The organism is Streptomyces sp. MS19, assembly GCF_047200595.1.
Taxonomy (GTDB): domain Bacteria; phylum Actinomycetota; class Actinomycetes; order Streptomycetales; family Streptomycetaceae; genus Streptomyces.
Genome location: NZ_JBJZOH010000008.1, coordinates 110,681 through 129,075, shown reverse-complemented (window position 1 = coordinate 129,075; position 18,395 = coordinate 110,681). Strand labels below are relative to the sequence as shown.

Genomic DNA, 18,395 nt, shown 5'->3' with positions numbered 1-18,395 from the left:
GGCGGCAGCATGACCACCCGGCGGCGCAGTCGAGTTGGGTCAGTCCTTGGCGGGCAGCATGTGCGTCGTGATGTAGGCCAGCAGTGAGGTGCGCTCTGTGTACGTGTGCCAGTGGGAGATCCACGTGTGCAGGCGGCGGGCCAGGGCTTCGGCGTCGGGTGGGGCGTAGCGGCCCGAGAGGATCATGGCGTGACAGCGGCGGACGATCTGCGCCTTGTAGACGAAGACCGACGGGTTCATCGCGAACGGGAGGGCCGCCCAGCGCTGGATGTGGTCGTCGGCGCGGGCGGCGGCGATACCGGCGGTGAAGCAGTCCGCGAGGTTGCAGATGATCGTGTCGAGGACGCCGTCGACGTTCGCCGCGGGGCCGCGCTGCTCCGCCAGGTCGAGGCAGGCCTCCACCGCGTCGAGCCAGCGGTACGCCCGGTCCGTGCGGCGGATGTACGGGGCGACGGCCGGCCCGGCGCCCGCCATCCGGTGGAACAGGTCGTCGCTGTCCCCGTGGGTGCGGCACCAGGTGAGCAGGGCGTCGAAGACGGCGGGACTCATCAGCCGCCTGCGCAGCACCCACTTGCTGAGGTAGGTGAAGTCGCCGTCGGGCAGGTGCTCGGTGACCCAGGTGTCGACCAGGCCGATGACGTCCGGCGGGATGTCCTCGCGCCGCAGGTGCCGCAGCAGGGCGCCGAGCAGGAAGTCGGCGTCGGCACGGTGGGCGTGGCCGCGGGCCCAGGTGAGGGCGCGGTCCGCGACCAGGCGGGCGTCGTCCGGGGCGAGGTCGTCCCTGGCGAGCAGCGGGCGCAGGACGAACCCCGCGTCGGCGTGGTCGCCGTGGCCGTCGAGCCAGGCCAGGGCCGTACGGTTGGCCACCGCCGCGTCGGCGGGTGACAGGTCGGTGCGGGCCAGCAGCGCGGCGAGGACGAACTGCGCCTCCGCGACGTCGCCGTGCCGGTCCAGCCAGGTCAGCGCCGTCCCGACGGCGCGCGCGGACCGGCTGCGCCCGAGGTCGGCGCGCGCCAGCAGCGGCGCCAGCACGAACTGCGCCTCGACGGCGTCGGTGCGGTCGCGCAGCCAGCCGAGGGCCGTGCCGACGACGTGTTCGGCGTCGCCTGGGCCGAGGTCGGCGCGGGCGAGCAGCGGGCGCAGGACGAAGGTGGCCTGCGGGAGGGCGCCGTGGACCGTGAGCCAGGCGCGGGCGCGCGCGACGGCGCGCGCCGCCTCGCCGGGCGGCAGGTCGGCCCGTGCCAGCAGCGGCGCCAGGACGAACTGCGCGTCGCCCGCCTCGCCCTCCTCCCCCAGCCAGGCCAGGGCCGTGCCGACCGCCGTCCGCATCTCCCGCGCCGTCAGGTCGGCGCGCATCAGGAGGGGCCGCAGGACGAACTGGCTCCCGTCGGCCGCGCCCTGGCCCTCCAGCCAGGCGAACGCGAGCCCACGGGCGCGCGCCGCGTCGCCGGGCGGCAGGCCCGCCCGCGCCAGCAGCGGCGCCAGCACGAACTGCCAGCCACCGCCGCCCGGACGCGCGCCGAGCCAGGCGAACGCGGTGGCGACGGCCCGTTCCGCGTCCTGCGGCGGCAGGTCGGGGCGCAGCAGCAGCGGCCCCAGGACGTGCTGCGCATCGCCCGCGCCGCCGTACGTCTCCAGCCAGGCGAGCGCCCCGGCGACGGCCGCCGCCGCCTCCGGCGAGCCGGGGTCGGCGCGCGTCAGCAGCGGCCCGTGGACGAAGCGCGCCTCCACCGCCGTGCCGTGGACGTCGAGCCACGAGTGGGCGGTGCGGACGGCGCGGGCGGCGTCGGCGGGGGCGAGGTCGGTGCGGAACAGCAGCGGGCCGAGGACGAAGCTGGCGTGCAGCGCGTGCCCGTTGCGCACGAGCCAGGCGAGCGCGGTGGGGACCAGCAGCGGGGCGCCCTCCGTCGGGAGATAGCGCAGGCCCTTGTAGAGGAGATGGCGGGCGTTCGGGCCCGTACCGAAGTCGGTCAGCCACGGCGTCACGACCTCGCCCCAGCCGCGCACGGCCGCGGCCGACCAGGGCGGGCCCGAGCACAGGGCGCCGAGCGCGTAGCCGCCGACGTCGCTGTCCGTCCGCACGAGGCGGCCGATCCCGGCGGTGTGCCCGGCGAACCAGGCGTCGAGCACGGGCGTGATCCGCCCGTCGCTCCCGGCGAGCGCGAGGTCGTTGACGAGCCGCCCGAGGGTGACGGCGTAACGGCCCAGCGTGCGCGGGTGGGTGAGGCAGCCGGCGAGGAGGGCGTCGGCGTTCGCGCGGTCGGGGGCGGCGTCCGGCTCGGGCAGGACGACGGAGTGGACCAGCTGGTCGGCCACCAGGTCGTGCGCCACGGACAGGGCGGTGTCCGCGGGGCCCCCCGGTTCGAGCCAGCGCAGGGAGACCAGCGTGGCGACGATGTCCTCCGCCGCCGGGGAGCCCTCCGGGGCCCCGGCCAGGGCGGCGCGCGCGGCGGCGGTCACCTCCGTGCGCTGCTGCGGGCAGGCGGCCACGGCCGCCGCCGCCGCGACCAGCGCGGGCGAGGCGCGCGCGGGCGTGAACGCGTCCCCGCCGCCCTCGACGGCCAGGCCGTCCTCGCGCAGCCTGCGTTCCAGCCAGGCGGCCAGCTCGCCGCCCGAGCGCAGCCCGACCGTGGCCAGGACGGGCCGCCCGGCGGCGACGCGGCGTTCGATCTCCTGGGCGATCAGCAGGGCGACGATGGGGCGGCGCCCGCAGACCGACAGCATCCAGTCCATGCCGAGCTTGTCCACGGCCTCGCGGGCGACGGTGCTCAGCGCCCGGTCGGTCACCTCCTGCTGGAACGCCTCGTCCTGCCGCAGCGCGACCTCGTCGAACAGCTCGTGCAGCAGCGCGCGGTCGGCCCGCCGCAGCCAGCCGGGCCGTACGGACGCCAGCAGCGCGACGGGCACGCCCCGGCGGTGCGCCTCCGGGATGAAGCGGTGCCGCAGCGCGGGCAGGTCGAGCAGCGACTCGTTGAGGTAGTCCACGACGACCAGCACGGGCCCCGGCTCGGCGAACACCCGCTCGGCCACCTCGTCGGTGACCGACGCGTCCTCACCCGGCAGGACGTGCAGCACGCGCCACCCGGCGGCCAGCGCCCTGCGGCCCACCTCCATGCACGTACGGGTCTTGCCCGTCCCGGCCGCGCCGACCAGCAGCACGCCCCGGTCGGCGGAGGCGACGAGGCGGCGGAAGAGGTTGTCGGGGTCGGCCTCGTGGGTGCTGCCCGGACTGACGAACGGCAGCCGCTCCGGCGTGAGGTTCCTGCCGAAGTCGCCGAGGCCCTCGACGACCTCCTGCTGCGGCAGGACGGCGGCCAGCGGGTCGCGGGCGGGCCGGTCCGGCGGGTCGACCGGCACCGGCAGGGGGCGTACGCCGTCCAGGACCAGCTGGTCCGTGAACGCCGGGTCGTCCAGGGCGGCGGCGAGCGCCACGGCCTCCGCGCCGCCCGTCCCGGCGGCGGGCAGGCGGCCGCTCTGCACGCCGACGAGGAGCGTCCCGTCGCGGACGAACAGGGCGGCGCCCGACATGCCCTGCCACGGGTCGCCCGCGCCCGGTGCCGCGGGCAGGGGCGGGGCCGAGGTGACGGACAGGTCCAGCAGGCCCGACTTGACGTTGGAGCCCAGCTGGACGAAGCCGTCGATCTGGCGGCTGTCCCGCCGCCGCAGCCCGGTGACCGCGCCGGACGCGGGGCGCTGCGCGAACGCGGGGAAGCCGACGGCGGTGAACGGGACGCGGCCCACGCCGCCGCGCAGCGTGCCGAGGGCGACGGGCGGGACGGTGCCCGGCGCGGCGTCCCCGCCGAGGCGGACGAGGGCGATGTCGTGCCCGTCGCCGCGCCACACGAGGGTGCCGGGCCGGCCGGTGGCGTCCCCGCCGAGGTGGACGGTACAGGCCGTCTCCCCGCCGCCCGTACCGCCGGCGCGGTCGAAGAGGTGGGCCGCCGTCAGGACGAGCCGGGAGCCGATGCGGTACCCGGAGCCGTAGGAGGTGCCCCGCCCGACGACCAGTTCGGCGACGCGGGCGGGGTCGAACGGGCCCATCCCCCGGTCAGTCTCCGGCGAGGAGGCCGGACACGTCGTCGCCGGTCAGCACGGCGCCGCCGGCGGCGGTCTCGGCGGACAGGCCGATCCGCACGACGTGCGTCTCGGCGGACTTCGCGGCGCCCTTGCCGCCGAGCGAGACGACCCAGAAGCGCACGCCCGCGTCCGTCTCGGCGGTGCGCTCGACGGCGACCTGGAGTTCGAGGTCGATGGAGTCGATGCGGAAGCGGACGTCCGCGCCCTCCGCGTCGAGCCGCGCGCGGCCGATCTCGGACCTCAGAGAGGCGAGCAGGTCGGCGAGTTCGATGTCCATACGGCCCCCCGGTCGGTGAACGCCCGGCATTCACCGGGATGTTCGGAATCTACCAGCAGCAACGCCGGAGGGTGCCCGAACGTTCCCGGAACGCGACGGCGCCGCGCCCCCGGGACGGGAAGCGCGGCGCCGGGCGGGCGGACGGGCCGGGTCAGGCCAGCAGTTCGGCCTCCAGCGAGATGGGCGCACCCGCCAGGGCCTTGCTGACGGGGCAGTTGGCCTTGGCGTTCTCGGCCGCCGCCTGGAAGTCCTCGGCGGACAGGCCGGGCACGCGCGCCTTGACGCGCAGCACGATGCCGGTGATGCCCTCGCCCGGCTGGAACGTGACGTCGGCCTGGGTCTGCACCGTCTCGGGCGGCGTGCCGGCCCCGGCGAGGCCGTGCGAGAGCGCCATGGAGAAGCAGGACGAGTGGGCCGCGGCGATCAGCTCCTCGGGGCTGGTCCTGCCGTTCGGGTCCTCCGCCCTGGACGCCCAGGTGACGTCGAACGAGCCGACGCCCGAGGAGTCGAGGGCGACGGTGCCCGAGCCTCCCATCAGGGGGCCTGCCCAGTTCGTCGTCGCGGTGCGTGTGGTTGCCATGTGCTCGATCCTCCTGGAGGAACGCGGGAAGCAGGTCGCCTTGCGATGCCCACGCTACCCGGGGGACGGGTGGTGCGGCCGGAGGGATTCGAACCCTCACGCGCGCGAGCGCACTGGGACCTAAACCCAGCATGACTGCCAGTTCCATCACGGCCGCCCGGCGGCTCATCCTACCGGCCCTCAGCCGCCGAGCAGCCGGGTGACGGTGTGGATGGCGAGCCCGGCGAGCGCGCCGATGACGGTGCCGTTGAGCCGGATGAACTGGAGGTCGCGGCCGATGTGCAGCTCGATCTTGCGCGAGGTGGTGCGCGCGTCCCAGGAGGAGACGGTGTCGCTGATGAGGGACGTGATCTCGGCGCGGTAGCCGGAGACGACGTACACGGCGGCGTCGGTGACCCAGCCGTCGAGCTTGGCGCGCAGCCGCGCGTCCGTCACCAGCCGGTTCCCGGCGGCCAGTACGGCGGCGCGGGCGCGCAGCCGCAGGGCGCTGCGCTCGTCCTCGGCCGCCGTCATGATCATGGCGCGCACGTTGGCCCAGGCGGAGGCGATGAGGTCCTGGATCTCGGGGCGGGCGAGGAGTTCGGACTTGAGGCTCTCGACGCGGGCGCGGGTCTCCGCGTCGTCCTGGAGCCTGCGGGCGAAGTCGGTGAGGAAGCGGTCGAGCGCCGTGCGCGCCGGGTGGTCGGGCGCGTCGCGCATCTCGGTGACGAAGCGCAGCAGTTCGCGGTGGACGCGGTCGCCGACGCGGCGGTCCACGAAGCGCGGGGTCCAGCCGGGCGCGCCGCCCTCGACCGCGGTGAGGACGGTGTCGCGGTGCTTGACCAGCCAGTCGTGCGCCTGGCCGACGAAGAGGTCCACGGTGCGGCGGTGCCCGCCGTCGGCGACGGTGCGCTCCAGCAGGCGGCCGAGGTGCGGGGCGACCTCGGCGGAGCCGACACGGCGGGTGATGGCCTCGCCGAGTACGGCCTGGACGTCGGCGTCGCGCAGGACGGTGAGGCCGCCGCGCACGGCGGTGGCCAGTTCGGCGGTGACGCGGTCGGCGTTCTCGGGGCGGGCGAGCCAGGCGCCGAGGCGGCCGGCGATGCCGATGGCGGCGAGCCGGTCGCGGACGACGTCGGCGGCGAGGAAGTTCTCGCCGACGAAGTCGCCGAGCGACTGGCCGAGCTGGTCCTTCTTGGTGGGGATGATCGCGGTGTGCGGGATGGGCATCCCGAGCGGGTGCCGGAAGAGCGCGGTGACGGCGAACCAGTCGGCGAGCGCGCCGACCATCCCGGCCTCCGCGGCGGACGCGACGTACCCCGCCCAGGCGCCCGCCCCCTGGTGCTCGGCCCAGTTCGCGAGCGCGTACACCACCGTCACCAGGAGCAGCAGCCCCGTCGCGACCGCTTTCATGCGCCGCAGCCCGCTCGCGCGGGCGGCGTCGCCGGGGCTGAGCACCGTTGTCTCGTCCATGCTTCCGATTGTCCCGTCCCGGCGGGGCGAACGGGGCGGGTACGCCGTACGGGGCGGCCGTGTCCTCCGGCCGAGTGAGCCGGGCTCGTCCGATCGTGGGACGATATGCCGGTGGGAGTGGTGAGAGCACGGTGGGGATTCGCCCTGCTCGCGGGCCTGCTGGCCGTCCTGCTCGGCGTCCTCGTGGCCGTCGGCGCGGGCCGGGACACCCGGCGGGACGTGGCGGCGGCCCCGGCGCCCGAGGCGGTGCCCGCGCCCGAGGCGCGGCCCGCGGCGAGCGGCGAGTGGGTGGGGACGTGGTCGGGGGCGGCCTCCGGCGCGGAGCCGGGGACGCGCGACGGGCTGCCCGGCAGGTCGCTGCGGAACGTGGTGGCGGCGTCGGTCGGCGGCAGCCGGGCGCGCGTCGAGCTGACCAACCGGTACGGGACGCGCCCCGTGACGTTCACGGACGTCACGGTGGCCCTCGCGGCGGACCGCGGCCCCGGGGCGCGCCCCGGCACGATGCGGCGGCTGACGTTCGGCGGCGGCACGTCGGTGACCGTGCCCGCGGGTGAGACGGCGGTCAGCGACCCCGTGGACCTCGACGTCCCGGCGGCGGCCCACCTGCTGGTCACGGTGTACGCGCCCGAGCCGTCAGGACCGGTGACGTACCACCGCGTCGCCCAGCAGACCGGCTACGCGGCGGTCGGCGACCTGGCGGGCGACGAGAGCGGCGCCGCGTACACGGAGACGACGCAGCACTGGCGCTACGTGACCGGCGTCCAGGTCTTCACGCCCTACACGGACGGCGCCGTCGTCGTCCTCGGCGACTCGCTGACCGACGGCGTCACCTCCACGCCCGACACCGACCGCCGCTGGACCGACTTCCTCGCCGCCCGGCTGCGCGACGAACCGGGCGCGCCCAGGATGGCGGTGCTCAACCAGGGCATCAGCGGGAACCGGCTGCTGTTCGACGCTCCGTTCGACCGCCTGTTCTACGGGGCGAGCGGGGAGCGGCGGCTCGCCGCCGACGTCCTGCACGAGGAGGGCGCCCGCACGCTCGTCCTCCAGCTGGGCATCAACGACCTGATCATCAGCCCGCACGTGACCGACCCCGACGTGGTCGTCGCGGGCCTCACCCGGCTCGCCGAGGAGGCGCGCGCCGCCGGGCTGCACGTGGTCGGCGCGACGCTCACGCCGTTCGACTGGGACCGCGACGAGGCCGTGGCGATCGAACGCGTCAGGCAGCAGGTGAACGCCCGCGTCCGCGCGGGCGGCGTCTTCGACGCCGTCCTCGACTTCGACCGCGTCCTGCGCGACCCCGCCCGCCCGCACCGCCTGCTGCCGCGCTACGACTCGGGCGACGGGCTGCACCCCAGCGACGCGGGCTACCGCGCGATGGCCGAGGCCGTGGACCTGGCCCGGCTCGCCCAGGGCGCCGACCGCACGCTGTAGGTGGGTCGTCCGGATCGTGGCGGGTCGGTCCGCGTCGTCGGACGCCGTGCATCGCAAGGCACCGGATCGCCACGCGTACCGGGCACACCCGGGCGATGCGGTAACGCGGCGAGGTTCCCCCCTGCCCGGCGGCGCGTCCCCCGGAAGCGTTCCGCGGCCCGCTTCGGCGGCCGGCGTCAGCGGGTGGTGGATGATGGCGCGCTGCGCAGCGAAGCCGGAGAGGTTCTCACCTGAGCGAGCGCCCGGCACGCGTGTCACCGGCGTCCCGCGCCGTCTCCCCGGGCCCAGTGGCCCGGCGCCACGGGAAAGGCGCCGGCGCCCTCCTTCCGGGTGAGCCGGTCCCCGGACGGGGGAACCGCACGGGGGGTTCGGCGCGCCCGGTGCCAGAGTGGTTCTCACGGACCGCGACGGCGGGCGGACGCACCGTGCGGGAGGCGTGACGGCAGCCATGAGCGACGACAGCGACGGGCGGGCGGGACGCGGCGCCCGCTGGCGGCAGTGGCCCTCGCGGCGGGCGGCCGTTCCCCCGGACGGACAGGACGGGCGGCGGCGCGACCGCCGCGGCTGGCGGCGCCTGGTGCCCACCTGGCGCGGGGCCCTCGGCGCCGTCCTGCTGGTGGTCCTGCTCGCCATGGGCGGCCTCGTCACCCTGTACTTCCTGGTGGACATCCCCGAACCCAAGGCGGCGGCAGCGGCGCAGAGCAACGTCTACCTGTACGCGGACGGCTCGGAGATCGCCGTGGCGGGCGAGGTGAACCGGGAGAACGTGCCGCTGGACGACGTCCCGCTGACGGTGCGCCGCGCCGTGCTGGCCGCCGAGGACCGCAGCTTCTACGACGACCCGCCCGTGGACGTGCAGGCCATGGCCCGCGCGGTGTGGAACATGGTGCGCGGCGAGGGCAAGCAGTCCGGCTCGACCATCACGCAGCAGTACGTGAAGAACTACTACCTGGACCAGCGGCAGACCCTCGGGCGCAAGGCGAAGGAGCTGGTCATCGCGGTGAAGCTGGGCCGGGAGGAGAGCAAGGACGACATCCTCCAGGGCTACCTCAACACCAGCTACTTCGGCCGGAACGCGTACGGCATCCAGGCCGCCGCACGCGCCTACTTCGGCAAGCAGGCCAAGGACCTCGACACCGCCGAGGGCGCCTACCTGGCCGCGCTGCTCAACGCGCCGGGGGCGTACGACGTGCGCGCCGACCCGGAGAACCGCGACCGCGCCGTGGCCCGCTGGGACTACGTGCTCGACGGCATGGTCAAGGAGGGCTGGCTGAAGAAGTCGCGGCGCGAGGACCTGGAGTTCCCCGAGCCGGACGAGATCGCCACCGACCAGCTGTCGGGCGAGCGCGGCTACCTGGTCGAGGCCGCCGCCGGGTACCTGCGGGCCAACGGCGTCGCGGAGGAGCGCGACCTGCGCGACGGCGGCTACCGCGTGCGCACCACCCTCGACCCCGACCGGCAGGACCAGCTGGCGCGCGCGGTGGAGAAGACGTTCCTCGACGGGCTCGACATGGACAGCGCCCCCGACCGCTTCGCCCGGGTGGGCGCCACGTCGGTGGACGTGGCGAGCGGCGAGGTCGTCGCGATGTACGGCGGCCGCGACTACACCGAGCAGTTCGTCAACAACGCGACGCGCCGCGACTACCAGGCGGCCTCGACGTTCAAGCCGTTCGTCTACGCGGCGGCGCTCGACCGGCGTTCCGAGACGGAGGACGGCGACCGCATCGGCCCGCGCACGGAGTACGACGGCGACAGCGGCCGCAAGGTGATCGGCCGCGACGGCGAACCGACCGGCTGGGCCCCGGAGAACGAGAACGACGAGGACTACGGCACCATCACCGTCGCCGAGGCCATGGACCAGTCGGTCAACGCGGTCTTCGCCCAGATGGGCGAGGACGTCGGCCCCGACCGCGTCAAGGAGACGGCCGTGGCCCTCGGCATCCCGGAGAACACCCCCGGCCTCGACTCGGCGCAGGGCTCCATCTCCCTCGGCACGGCGACCCCGAGCACCGTGCACGTCGCGGGCGCGTACGCCACCCTCGCCCGGCACGGCCTGCACCGCGAGGTGACGCTGATCGCCGAGGTGACGCGCAACGGCGAGAAGGTGGACCTCCCCCGCCGCGACCCGGACCGGGCGATCTCCCGCGAGGCGGCGGACGGCACGACCGAGGTGCTCCTGGACGTCGTACGCGTCGGCACGGGCGCGGCGGCCCAGGCCGCGGGCCGCCCGGCGGCGGGCAAGACGGGCACGGCGGAGGACGACAAGGCCGCCTGGTTCGCGGGCTACACGCCGCAACTCGCCACGGTCGTCGCCGTCTTCGGCCAGGACCCCGTCTCCGGGGAGCAGAAGGAGCTGTACGGGGTGCGCGGCGAGGAGCGCATCAGCGGCGGCGGCTACCCCGCGCGGATCTGGGCGCGGTACACGGCGGAGGCCCTGGAGGGCGAGGAGGAGCGGGACTTCTCGCTGCGGTCACGGCAGCCGGACCCCGAGCTGCGTCCCCGTGGTCCGGAACGCGGCCGGGCGCCCGACGAGGGCGGCGGGCGGCCGTCGCCGGGGCCCGAGGAGGACGGCGGGGAGGAGCCGGCGGAATCCGAGGCGCCAGCGGAGCCTGAGGAGGAGCCCTCGGAACCGGCGGAGCCGTCCGCCCCTGAGGAACCCGCCGAACCGGCGGAACCCGAGACGCCCGAGGAGCCCGGCGGCGGGAGCACGCCCGAGGAACCGGCGGAACCCGCCCCGACCGGCGGCCCGCCCGCCGTGCCGGGCGTCAGGAGGCCCTGACCGCCCGCCGCACCCGCACAACCGCCCGCCGGCGGGCCACAACCCCCGGTTGTGCCTCCCTACGATGTGCCGGTGGACACCGAGGCATGGCGATCGTTCGTCCGGGCGGCCAGGCTCGGCACACTGCACCAGGCCGCCGGCGAGCCTGGTGACGGGCGGGAAGGCGGCCGTGCGCCGGCGCTGGTGACCTACAGGTACAGCCCCGTGGCGCCGTCCGCGTCCTGGAGCCGCTCGGCGGCCACGGCGTGCAGGTCGCGCTCCCGCATGAGGATGTACGAGACGCCCCGCACCTCCACCTCGGCCCGGTCCTCCGGGTCGTAGAGCACGCGGTCGCCCGGCTCGACGGTCCTGACGTTCTGCCCCACGGTCACCACGTCGGCCCAGGCCAGCCGGCGGCCGACGGCGGCGGTCGCCGGGATGACGATGCCGCCGGAGGAGCGGCGTTCGCCCTCCGCCGTGTCGGCGCGCACCAGCACCCGGTCGTGCAGCATCCGGATGGGCAGCTTGTCAGGCGAGGCGGGAGGGGTCGGCGTAGGACTCACGGAGAGACCGTATCCCAGGACCGCGCGGGCGCCGCCACCGCCCGCACGATCCGTCACCTGCCCCGGCGGCGGGCGGAGACGACGAGCAGTCCCGCCACGGCGGCCACCGCGACGGCGGCGGGCACGACCCGGTCGAGGCGCGGGCCGCCCTCGGGGGTCACGAACTGCGAACGGGCCGCCGTGACCGTCCGGTTGGCGGAGACGAGCGCGCGTCCGACGGTGCGGTCCACGGTGGCCGCCGCGCGGGCCTTGACGTCCCCGGCGATGGTGCTGGGGTGGACGCGCACCGCGATCTCGTCGAGGGTCTCCAGCAGGATCTGCCGACGCCTGGCGATCCCCGCCTCGATCTGTGCAGGTGTCCTGGCTGTGTCCGGCACGCTCGCGCCTCCGTCCTCCGCGTGGTTCGGGCTACGGCACAGTGTGTCAGTTCACGTCGGCGCCTGCCCGTCCGCGTCCCCGATTAGGCTGTGTGGCGGACCACCCAGACCAGCAGCTTTCGCACGCGAGGAGCCTCCATGAGCGCGCGCCTTCAGCCGGGCGACCCGGCACCCGCCTTCACCCTGGACGACGCCGACGGCAACCCCGTCTCCCTGGCGGACCACGCGGGGCGCCGGATCATCGTCTACTTCTACCCGGCGGCGCTCACCCCCGGCTGCACCAAGCAGGCCTGCGACTTCACCGACAACCTGGACCTGCTCGCGGCCGCCGGGTACGACGTGATCGGCGTCTCGCCCGACAAGCCGGAGAAGCTGGCGAAGTTCCGCACGGCGGAGAACCTGCGCGTCACCCTCGTCAGCGACCCGGACAAGGAGGTCCTGACGGCGTACGGGGCATACGGGGAGAAGCAGCTGTACGGCAAGACGGTCACCGGGGTGATCCGCTCCACCGTGATCGTCGGCGAGGACGGCAAGGTCGAGCGCGCGCTGTACAACGTGAAGGCCACCGGCCATGTCGCGAAACTCATCAAGGACCTGGAGATCTGAGGAGCCCCGCATGGCCGAGCGCAAGCCCATCGAGTCCTGGCTGACCGACATGGACGGCGTCCTCATCCACGAGGGCGTGCCCGTGCCGGGGGCGGACCGCTTCCTCAAGCGGCTCCAGGAGTCGGGCAAGCCGTTCCTGGTGCTGACCAACAACTCGATGTACACGCGGCGCGACCTCCAGGCGCGGCTGACGCGGATGGGCCTGTCGGTGCCGCCCGAGGCGATCTGGACCTCGGCGCTCGCCACCGCGCAGTTCCTCGACATCCAGCGCCCCGGCGGCACCGCGTACGTCATCGGCGAGGCGGGCCTGACGACGGCGCTGCACGACGTGGGGTACGTGCTGAGCGACCAGGCGCCCGACTACGTGGTCCTCGGCGAGACCCGCACGTACAGCTTCGAGAGCCTGACGAAGGCGATCCGGCTGATCAACGGCGGGGCGCGCTTCATCGCCACCAACCCGGACCACACCGGCCCGTCCGCCGAGGGCGCCCTGCCCGCCACCGGGTCGGTCGCGGCGCTGATCACCAAGGCGACGGGGCGCGAGCCGTACTTCGTCGGCAAGCCCAACCCGCTGATGATGCGCACGGGGCTGAACTTGCTGGGCGCCCACTCCGAGACCAGCGCGATGATCGGCGACCGGATGGACACGGACGTCCTGGCGGGTCTTGAGGCGGGCATGGAGACGTTCCTCGTGCTGACCGGGCTGACCGGCGCCGAGGAGATCGACCGCTTCCCGTTCCGGCCGTCGGCCGTGGTGGACTCGATCGCCGATCTGGTGGACAAGATCTGACGGACGTTCCCGTACGGCCGCCCTGCGGATGCGGGCGGCCGTGGGCGGGGGGATCTTCGAGGTACCGATCCCGGAGGTCTTCCCATGGGCATCCCCTTCTTCCTGAGGCTCACCGTCTGTGCGCTGGCGGTCACCGCCGCCGGTACGACCGGGGCGGGCGCGGCGGACGGCGATCCGGCGCCCGTCCCGGCGGCCGGGGCGGGCGTGCGCGTCGCGCCGCTGAGTCCGCGCCCCGGGGACGAGATCGACCTGACGATCACCGGCTGCGCGGACCGTACGGCGACGGCGCGGTCCGACGGGTTCGCGGCGGAGGCGAGGCTGGCGCCCGCGCCGGAGGACGACGGGGACGGGCTGTTCGGCGAGGCGCGGGTCAGTTCGACGGCCGAGCCGGGGGTGTACTCCATCGACGTGGCGTGCGACGGCGCCGACGCCAAGGTGTCGGGGCGGCTGGTGATCACCGGCACGGGCGGCGGCGGCCGGGGCGAGGGCGGGCGCGGCGAAGGCGGCCGGGGCGAGGAGGGGCACGCGCGGCCCGCGCCCAGGCCGACAGGACCCGTGGAGGCGGGCGGCGGCGGCACGGCGGACGGACGGCCCGGCGCCGACGTCCTCGGACCGGGGCCCGCCGGGATCGCCCTCGGCTCGGGCGCGCTGCTCGGCACGGGCGCGTACCTCGCGGCCCGCAGGCTGCGGCGGCGGTGAGGGGCGGACTGGTCGCGGCGGCGACCTGGGCACTGCTGCTCAGCGGCGCGTGGCTGTGGGGCAAGCAGCTGACGGAGGGCGGCTCGCCCGCCACCCGCGGCGCTCCCGCGGCGGCGTCTGACACGGGCGCGGAGGCCGCGGGGGAACCGGTCGCCCTGCCGCCCGCCGCACGCCCGCTGTCCGGCGGCGCGCCGCCGCGGCGCCTGGAGATCGAGGCGCTGGGCGTCAGCGCCGACGTGATCGAGCGCGGCGTGGACGCGTCGGGCGGCGTCGAGCCCCCGCCGTTCGCCGCCGCGGGGCAGGTCGGCTGGTACGCGGACGGGCCGACGCCGGGCGACGAGGGTCCCGCCGTGCTGGTCGGGCATGTGGACACCGAGGAGGAGCCCGCCGTGTTCTACCGGCTGCGGGAGGCCGAGCCGGGCAGCGAGATCCGGGTGACGCGGCAGGACGGCAGCGTCGCGGAGTTCACGGTGCGGCGCGTGGACGTGGTGGAACGCGACGCGTTCGACGCGGACCTCGTCTACGGCGCCCACGACCCCGGCGCGTCCGAACTCCGCCTGATCACCTGCGGCGGCACGTTCGACGAGGAACGCGACAGCTACTCGGCGAACGTGGTGGTCGACGCCTACCTGACCGGCACCTCACCACCCCACACCCCCGCCTGACGGACCAGCCGCGCGCCACCTGCCGGTCCCGGGAGAGGCGTCGCAGCGCCGAACGTCGCCCGACGCGAAGTCGGTACTCGTCCCTTCGGCCGCGCAGCTTCTTCACGTCCGGACCAGGGGCATACGGATCACGGGCAAGCATGTCCGAGGCCGCCTTGACACGCCTCTGCGCGTCCCGGTCGAGGTTGCGCAGTTGGCGTCTGGCGCTGTCACCGGCGCTCGCCGTCTTCGGCGTCGTCCTCACCGAACACCTGCTCGGAGGTGTAGCGGATGCCGTCGTCCTCGTAGGTACGTGCGGCCAAGGCTTCATCGACAGCGTCCTCGGCCACTTCGTCATCCCTCATCGACATGATCGCGGCGATCGGCGCGCCGTTGCGCGTGACGACAGTCGCTCCGCCTTCGGCGGCTCGGTCCAGCAGTCTGGACAACAGGGCCGGCAACTCGGACTCCTCGATCTCGTCGGGGAGCAGGGCGTCGGGCACGTCAGGCATGGACGTCACCGTAGCGCTACGGAGAGTTGCCACGGAAGCGGGCACCGGCCACCCGGTGATCGGGGGGCATAGGGGCTTCCGGCACGCAGGCGTCACCCTTGCCCGCTGGTGAGGCGAGGAGCCCACCGTCGCGGGAAGGACGGCCCATCAGTCCGCGCGGGGGCCGAGGCGGAGTCCGGTCCCGTCCGCCACCGGCGTCAGCTCGCGGACCTGCCACACCCGGCGCGACAGCGTCGTACCGGCGCGCGTCGCGTACTCCCCCACCGCGAGCGACGCGTCGCCCGTCCCCGCGACGAGGAGTTCGGCGTCGGCCGTCGCGCCGTCGGCGAACCGCAGCGTCAGGCCGGTGGAGCGCCCCGGGTCGGCGAGGCCCTGGACGCGTACCCGGGCGCCGTCGAACAGGTGGGTGTGGGCGCAGACGGCGTCGTACCGGCCGTCGTCCGGCGCGGCCCCGGCGGGGGAAGGGGACATGCGGGGCCTCCCGGCTCGGGCGGACACCACCACACTGCTACGCCGGGGCCCGCGCCGCGCGCGCGGCTGCTCCGTACGGGCGGGGTTCAGCCGAGAACGGCCGCGACCTCGGGGGCCAGCGCGCGGAAGGCGCGGCCGCGGTGGCTGATGGCGTTCTTCTCGTCCGGGCTCAGCTCGGCGCAGGTCCTGGTGTCGCCCTCGACCTCCAGGATCGGGTCGTACCCGAAACCGTTGGCCCCGGCCGGGGCGAAGCGCAGGACGCCGGGGAGGCGGCCCTCGGTGACGCGTTCGGTGCCGTCCGGCAGGGCGAGCGCGGCGGCGCAGGCGAAGTACGCGCCGCGGTGCCCGGCCGGGACGTCGGCGAGCTGGGCGAGGAGCAGGTCGAGGTTCGCCGTGTCGTCGCCGTGCCGGCCGGCCCAGCGGGCGGAGAAGATGCCGGGCGCGCCGCCGAGGACGTCCACGCACAGGCCCGAGTCGTCCGCGACGGCGGGCAGGCCGCTGGCGCGCGCCAGGGCGTGCGCCTTGAGGAGCGCGTTCTCGGCGAACGTCACGCCGGTCTCCCGCACGTCGGGGGCGCCGGGCACGGCGTCGGCGCCGATCAGCTCGACGGTGACGCCCGCCTCGGTGAGGATGGCGCGCAGCTCGGTGATCTTGTGGGTGTTGCGGGTGGCGAGGACGAGTCGTTGCATGGGTCCGATTATGTCCACGCGCCGCCCCGGCCCCGTCGCCCGGTCAGGCCGTGTTCAGCCCCGCGCCGGGTACGCTGAGACCTGACGTCGGTGTGAGGGGTGAGGGGTGCGGATCGGTGAACTCGCGGCACGGACGGGCGCCAGCGTCCGTTCGCTGCGCTACTACGAGGAGCAGGGGCTGCTCGCCAGTGTCCGCAGCGCAGGCGGGCAGCGGCACTTCACGGAGGACGACGTGGACCGGGTCGCGTTCGTGCAGCGCCTGTACGCGGCGGGGCTCTCCAGCCGCACCATCCTGGACCTGATGCCGTGCCGGGACGCGCCGAGCGGTGCGAACTCCGACGCCGCGCTGGAGCGCATGGCGGCGGAGCGTGACCGCCTCTCCGGCCACATCGACGAGCTGCTGCGCACCCGTGACACGCTCGACGCGCTGATGGCCGCCGCCCGCGCGCACCACCCCACCCGCCGGGCCGCCGCCTGACGTGCCGCCGGGGGGCGCGGGACGCGCGAACGCCGGCCTTCCGGCGCCGGACCCTACGGGGTGCACACCTCCGTCAGCTCGCCCGCCGCGTCGCTGAGCGGCTGGAGGTCGACCTGTACGGTCCCCTCCTCGTTCACCTGGAGGGTGTCGGCCGTGTCGGCGAACGAGTCGGCGACGCGCCGCACGTCCTCGTCGTCGATGCCGGACAGGTCGTCGAGGCTGGCCTGGAGGTCGCCTGTCGCGGCCTCGAAGGCGTCGGGGTCGTTGTCGTTGACGGCCTGCTGGATGTCGTCCACGTTCCCGGTGATCGTGAGGGCGATCCGGGCACAGTCCACGGCCTGTTGCACGTCGCACGCGGTGGTCAGGCCGGCGGCGGTCAGCACCGTGAGGGCCGCCGCCCCGGCCGTCGCCAGTCTCGTTCTCTTCATGACCAATGCTTTACCCGGCGGCGAGCGCCGCACGCTGCGCCTCGTCGAGACGCGCGCAGCCGGCGGACGCGAGGTCGAGCAGCGCGTCCAGTTCCTCCCGGGCGAACGGGGCACCCTCCGCGGTGCCCTGCACCTCGACGAAACGCCCGTCCCCGGTGCGCACGACGTTCATGTCCGTCTCGGCCTTCACGTCCTCGGTGTACGCGAGGTCGAGCATCGGCACGCCGTCCACGATGCCGACGCTGACCGCCGCGACGGAGCCGGTCAGCGGCTCGGCGCGCCCCTTGACCAGCTTGTGGGCGCGCGCCCAGGCGACGGCGTCGGCGAGCGCGACGTACGCGCCGGTGACGGCGGCCGTGCGGGTGCCGCCATCGGCCTGGAGGACGTCGCAGTCGAGCACGACGGTGTTCTCGCCGAGGGCCTTGAAGTCCACGACGGCGCGCAGCGACCGGCCGATCAGGCGGGAGATCTCGTGCGTCCTGCCGCCGATCTTCCCGCGCACGGACTCGCGGTCGCCGCGGGTGTTGGTGGCGCGCGGCAGCATCGCGTACTCGCCGGTGACCCACCCCTCGCCGCTGCCCCGCCGCCAGCGCGGCACGCCCTCGGTGACGCTGGCGGTGCACAGCACCCGCGTGTCCCCGAAGGAGACGAGGACGGAGCCCTCGGCGTGCTTGCTCCAGCCGCGCTCGATGCTGACGGGGCGGAGCTGGTCGGCCGAGCGGCCGTCGATTCGAGACATGCGAGGAGCCTAGTCGGCCTCAGATCTCGTAGACGGCCCCGGGCCTCGCCAGTTCGACGGGTCCTTCGAACGCGGCCTTGGCGTCCGAGAGGTTGACCTGCGCGTCGGTCCACGGCGGGATGTGCGTGAGGACGAGCCGCTCGGCGCCCGCGCGCTGGGCGCACTCCCCCGCCTCGCGGCCGTTGATGTGGACCTCGGGCAGGTCCTCCTTGCCGTCGGTGAAGGACGCCTCGCAGAGGAACAGCCCGGCGCCGCGCGCCAGTTCGGTGAGGCCGTCGCAGCGGCCCGTGTCGCCCGAGTAGCACAGGACGCGGCCGTCGTGCTCGATGCGGAAGCCGTACGTCTCGACCGGGTGCGTGACGCGGTGCGCCGTGACGGTGAACGGGCCGACGGCGAAGGGGCTGTCCGGCACGAGGGTGCGGAACGCGAAGACGTCGCTCATCGCGCTGTCCGTGGGGATGTCGTCGTACGCCGTGGTGAGCCGCTGCTCGGTGCCGGCCGGACCGTACACGGGGACCTGCGGGCACCGGCCGCCCTCGTGGCGGTAGTAGCGCGCGACGAAGTAGGCGCACATGTCGATGCAGTGGTCCGTGTGCAGGTGGCTGAGCGCGACGGTGTCGATGTCGTACAGCCCGCAGTACTTCTGGAGCTCCCCGAGGGCACCGTTGCCCAGGTCGAGGAGCAGCCGGAATCCCTCGGCCTCGACGAGATAGCTGGAGCAGGCCGAGTCCGCGGACGGGAATGACCCCGAACAGCCGACGACGGTGAGCTTCATGGAAGGGGGAACCTCCGTAGTGGGGTTCAAACGACTCTAAGTCGCT

The 18,395-nt window shown here is 75.0% G+C and carries 19 protein-coding genes and 1 tRNA gene; 7 read left to right on the top strand and 13 right to left on the bottom strand.

The features are described from left to right. Positions 1 to 39: 39 nt before the first annotated feature. From ACL02R_RS11320 to ACL02R_RS11300, 5 genes are all read right to left on the bottom strand, one after another. Positions 40 to 4,041 carry a trypsin-like peptidase domain-containing protein gene (locus ACL02R_RS11320; RefSeq protein ID WP_412796725.1) on the bottom strand — a complete coding sequence of 1,334 codons (4,002 nt, stop codon included), beginning with the start codon at positions 4,039 to 4,041 and terminating at the stop codon, positions 40 to 42. A gap of 7 nt (positions 4,042 to 4,048) precedes the next feature. Next, a complete protein-coding gene (locus ACL02R_RS11315) occupies positions 4,049 to 4,354 on the bottom strand; it encodes a trypco2 family protein (RefSeq protein WP_412796724.1) in 306 nt (101 codons plus the stop codon). Between the two features lie 151 nt (positions 4,355 to 4,505). After that, positions 4,506 to 4,934, bottom strand: coding sequence for an OsmC family protein (locus ACL02R_RS11310; protein ID WP_412796723.1), 429 nt, complete (start codon positions 4,932 to 4,934; stop codon positions 4,506 to 4,508). Between the two features lie 70 nt (positions 4,935 to 5,004). Then, positions 5,005 to 5,091 (bottom strand) — tRNA-Leu (locus ACL02R_RS11305). 23 nt (positions 5,092 to 5,114) lie between these two features. Then, positions 5,115 to 6,386, bottom strand: a complete 1,272-nt coding sequence (locus tag ACL02R_RS11300; protein ID WP_412796722.1) for a DUF445 domain-containing protein — start codon at positions 6,384 to 6,386, stop codon at positions 5,115 to 5,117. A 120-nt stretch (positions 6,387 to 6,506) separates the two neighbouring features. On the opposite strand from ACL02R_RS11300, the gene ACL02R_RS11295 reads away from it, so the two are divergent. Together ACL02R_RS11295 and ACL02R_RS11290 are read left to right on the top strand one after the other, a co-directional pair. Next, on the top strand, positions 6,507 to 7,820 hold the full coding sequence (locus tag ACL02R_RS11295) for an SGNH/GDSL hydrolase family protein (RefSeq protein ID WP_412796809.1): 1,314 nt from the start codon (positions 6,507 to 6,509) through the stop codon (positions 7,818 to 7,820). A 448-nt stretch (positions 7,821 to 8,268) separates the two neighbouring features. Continuing rightward, the gene (locus tag ACL02R_RS11290; protein WP_412796721.1) at positions 8,269 to 10,599 is read left to right on the top strand and encodes a transglycosylase domain-containing protein; all 2,331 of its coding nucleotides are present in this window, start codon (positions 8,269 to 8,271) and stop codon (positions 10,597 to 10,599) included. 188 nt (positions 10,600 to 10,787) lie between these two features. Here the strand turns inward: ACL02R_RS11290 and ACL02R_RS11285 are convergent, their stop codons facing one another. Next, positions 10,788 to 11,090: a GroES family chaperonin gene (locus tag ACL02R_RS11285; protein WP_362961921.1), complete on the bottom strand. Its 303-nt coding sequence runs from the start codon at positions 11,088 to 11,090 to the stop codon at positions 10,788 to 10,790. 104 nt (positions 11,091 to 11,194) lie between these two features. Beyond that, positions 11,195 to 11,518 (bottom strand): DUF3618 domain-containing protein, encoded by a 324-nt coding sequence (locus tag ACL02R_RS11280; protein WP_412796720.1) that lies wholly within the window; start codon positions 11,516 to 11,518, stop codon positions 11,195 to 11,197. A gap of 138 nt (positions 11,519 to 11,656) precedes the next feature. Here ACL02R_RS11280 and bcp point away from each other — a divergent pair, with 138 nt between their 5' ends. From bcp to ACL02R_RS11260, 4 genes are all read left to right on the top strand, one after another. Next, on the top strand, positions 11,657 to 12,124 hold the full coding sequence (gene bcp, locus ACL02R_RS11275; protein ID WP_362961802.1) for a thioredoxin-dependent thiol peroxidase: 468 nt from the start codon (positions 11,657 to 11,659) through the stop codon (positions 12,122 to 12,124). Positions 12,125 to 12,134: 10 nt separating this feature from the next. After that, positions 12,135 to 12,914 (top strand): HAD-IIA family hydrolase, encoded by a 780-nt coding sequence (locus ACL02R_RS11270; protein WP_412796719.1) that lies wholly within the window; start codon positions 12,135 to 12,137, stop codon positions 12,912 to 12,914. A gap of 84 nt (positions 12,915 to 12,998) precedes the next feature. Then, positions 12,999 to 13,613, top strand: a complete 615-nt coding sequence (locus ACL02R_RS11265; protein ID WP_412796718.1) for a hypothetical protein — start codon at positions 12,999 to 13,001, stop codon at positions 13,611 to 13,613. Next, positions 13,610 to 14,278, top strand: a complete 669-nt coding sequence (locus ACL02R_RS11260) for a class F sortase (protein WP_412796717.1) — start codon at positions 13,610 to 13,612, stop codon at positions 14,276 to 14,278. The genes ACL02R_RS11265 and ACL02R_RS11260 overlap by 4 nt, the downstream gene beginning before the upstream one ends. Before the next feature lie 209 nt (positions 14,279 to 14,487). On the opposite strand, the gene ACL02R_RS11255 is transcribed toward ACL02R_RS11260, so the two are convergent. The 3 genes from ACL02R_RS11255 to rdgB form a co-directional block, all read right to left on the bottom strand. Then, a complete protein-coding gene (locus ACL02R_RS11255; protein ID WP_412796716.1) occupies positions 14,488 to 14,769 on the bottom strand; it encodes a type II toxin-antitoxin system prevent-host-death family antitoxin in 282 nt (93 codons plus the stop codon). A 147-nt stretch (positions 14,770 to 14,916) separates the two neighbouring features. After that, positions 14,917 to 15,240 (bottom strand): hypothetical protein, encoded by a 324-nt coding sequence (locus tag ACL02R_RS11250; RefSeq protein ID WP_412796715.1) that lies wholly within the window; start codon positions 15,238 to 15,240, stop codon positions 14,917 to 14,919. Positions 15,241 to 15,326: 86 nt separating this feature from the next. Beyond that, complete coding sequence (rdgB, locus tag ACL02R_RS11245; protein ID WP_398847033.1) at positions 15,327 to 15,929, bottom strand: RdgB/HAM1 family non-canonical purine NTP pyrophosphatase; 603 nt, start codon at positions 15,927 to 15,929, stop codon at positions 15,327 to 15,329. A gap of 106 nt (positions 15,930 to 16,035) precedes the next feature. Here rdgB and ACL02R_RS11240 point away from each other — a divergent pair, with 106 nt between their 5' ends. Beyond that, positions 16,036 to 16,407, top strand: a complete 372-nt coding sequence (locus ACL02R_RS11240) for a MerR family transcriptional regulator (protein WP_412796714.1) — start codon at positions 16,036 to 16,038, stop codon at positions 16,405 to 16,407. A gap of 53 nt (positions 16,408 to 16,460) precedes the next feature. Here ACL02R_RS11240 and ACL02R_RS11235 read toward each other — a convergent pair whose 3' ends face one another. The 3 genes from ACL02R_RS11235 to ACL02R_RS11225 are packed head-to-tail and all read right to left on the bottom strand — an operon-like array spanning position 16,461 to position 18,349. After that, positions 16,461 to 16,835, bottom strand: a complete 375-nt coding sequence (locus tag ACL02R_RS11235) for a hypothetical protein (RefSeq protein ID WP_412796713.1) — start codon at positions 16,833 to 16,835, stop codon at positions 16,461 to 16,463. 10 nt (positions 16,836 to 16,845) lie between these two features. Next, positions 16,846 to 17,574: a ribonuclease PH gene (gene rph, locus ACL02R_RS11230; RefSeq protein ID WP_412796712.1), complete on the bottom strand. Its 729-nt coding sequence runs from the start codon at positions 17,572 to 17,574 to the stop codon at positions 16,846 to 16,848. 19 nt (positions 17,575 to 17,593) lie between these two features. Then, positions 17,594 to 18,349, bottom strand: coding sequence for an MBL fold metallo-hydrolase (locus ACL02R_RS11225; RefSeq protein ID WP_412796711.1), 756 nt, complete (start codon positions 18,347 to 18,349; stop codon positions 17,594 to 17,596). Positions 18,350 to 18,395 lie beyond the last annotated feature (46 nt).

Excerpts from the sequence above, each read along its gene's own strand:
- bcp (WP_362961802.1), top strand. The coding sequence starts at position 11,657 with ATGAGCGCGCGCCTTCAGCCGGGCGACCCGGCACCCGCCTTCACCCTG.
- ACL02R_RS11270 (WP_412796719.1), top strand. The coding sequence starts at position 12,135 with ATGGCCGAGCGCAAGCCCATCGAGTCCTGGCTGACCGACATGGACGGC.
- rdgB (WP_398847033.1), bottom strand. The coding sequence starts at position 15,929 with ATGCAACGACTCGTCCTCGCCACCCGCAACACCCACAAGATCACCGAG.
- ACL02R_RS11300 (WP_412796722.1), bottom strand. The coding sequence starts at position 6,386 with ATGGACGAGACAACGGTGCTCAGCCCCGGCGACGCCGCCCGCGCGAGC.
- ACL02R_RS11315 (WP_412796724.1), bottom strand. The coding sequence starts at position 4,354 with ATGGACATCGAACTCGCCGACCTGCTCGCCTCTCTGAGGTCCGAGATC.
- ACL02R_RS11235 (WP_412796713.1), bottom strand. The coding sequence starts at position 16,835 with ATGAAGAGAACGAGACTGGCGACGGCCGGGGCGGCGGCCCTCACGGTG.
- ACL02R_RS11310 (WP_412796723.1), bottom strand. The coding sequence starts at position 4,934 with ATGGCAACCACACGCACCGCGACGACGAACTGGGCAGGCCCCCTGATG.
- rph (WP_412796712.1), bottom strand. The coding sequence starts at position 17,574 with ATGTCTCGAATCGACGGCCGCTCGGCCGACCAGCTCCGCCCCGTCAGC.
- ACL02R_RS11225 (WP_412796711.1), bottom strand. The coding sequence starts at position 18,349 with ATGAAGCTCACCGTCGTCGGCTGTTCGGGGTCATTCCCGTCCGCGGAC.
- ACL02R_RS11320 (WP_412796725.1), bottom strand. The coding sequence starts at position 4,041 with ATGGGCCCGTTCGACCCCGCCCGCGTCGCCGAACTGGTCGTCGGGCGG.
- ACL02R_RS11255 (WP_412796716.1), bottom strand. The coding sequence starts at position 14,769 with ATGCCTGACGTGCCCGACGCCCTGCTCCCCGACGAGATCGAGGAGTCC.
- ACL02R_RS11250 (WP_412796715.1), bottom strand. The coding sequence starts at position 15,240 with ATGTCCCCTTCCCCCGCCGGGGCCGCGCCGGACGACGGCCGGTACGAC.
- ACL02R_RS11265 (WP_412796718.1), top strand. The coding sequence starts at position 12,999 with ATGGGCATCCCCTTCTTCCTGAGGCTCACCGTCTGTGCGCTGGCGGTC.
- ACL02R_RS11290 (WP_412796721.1), top strand. The coding sequence starts at position 8,269 with ATGAGCGACGACAGCGACGGGCGGGCGGGACGCGGCGCCCGCTGGCGG.
- ACL02R_RS11285 (WP_362961921.1), bottom strand. The coding sequence starts at position 11,090 with ATGCTGCACGACCGGGTGCTGGTGCGCGCCGACACGGCGGAGGGCGAA.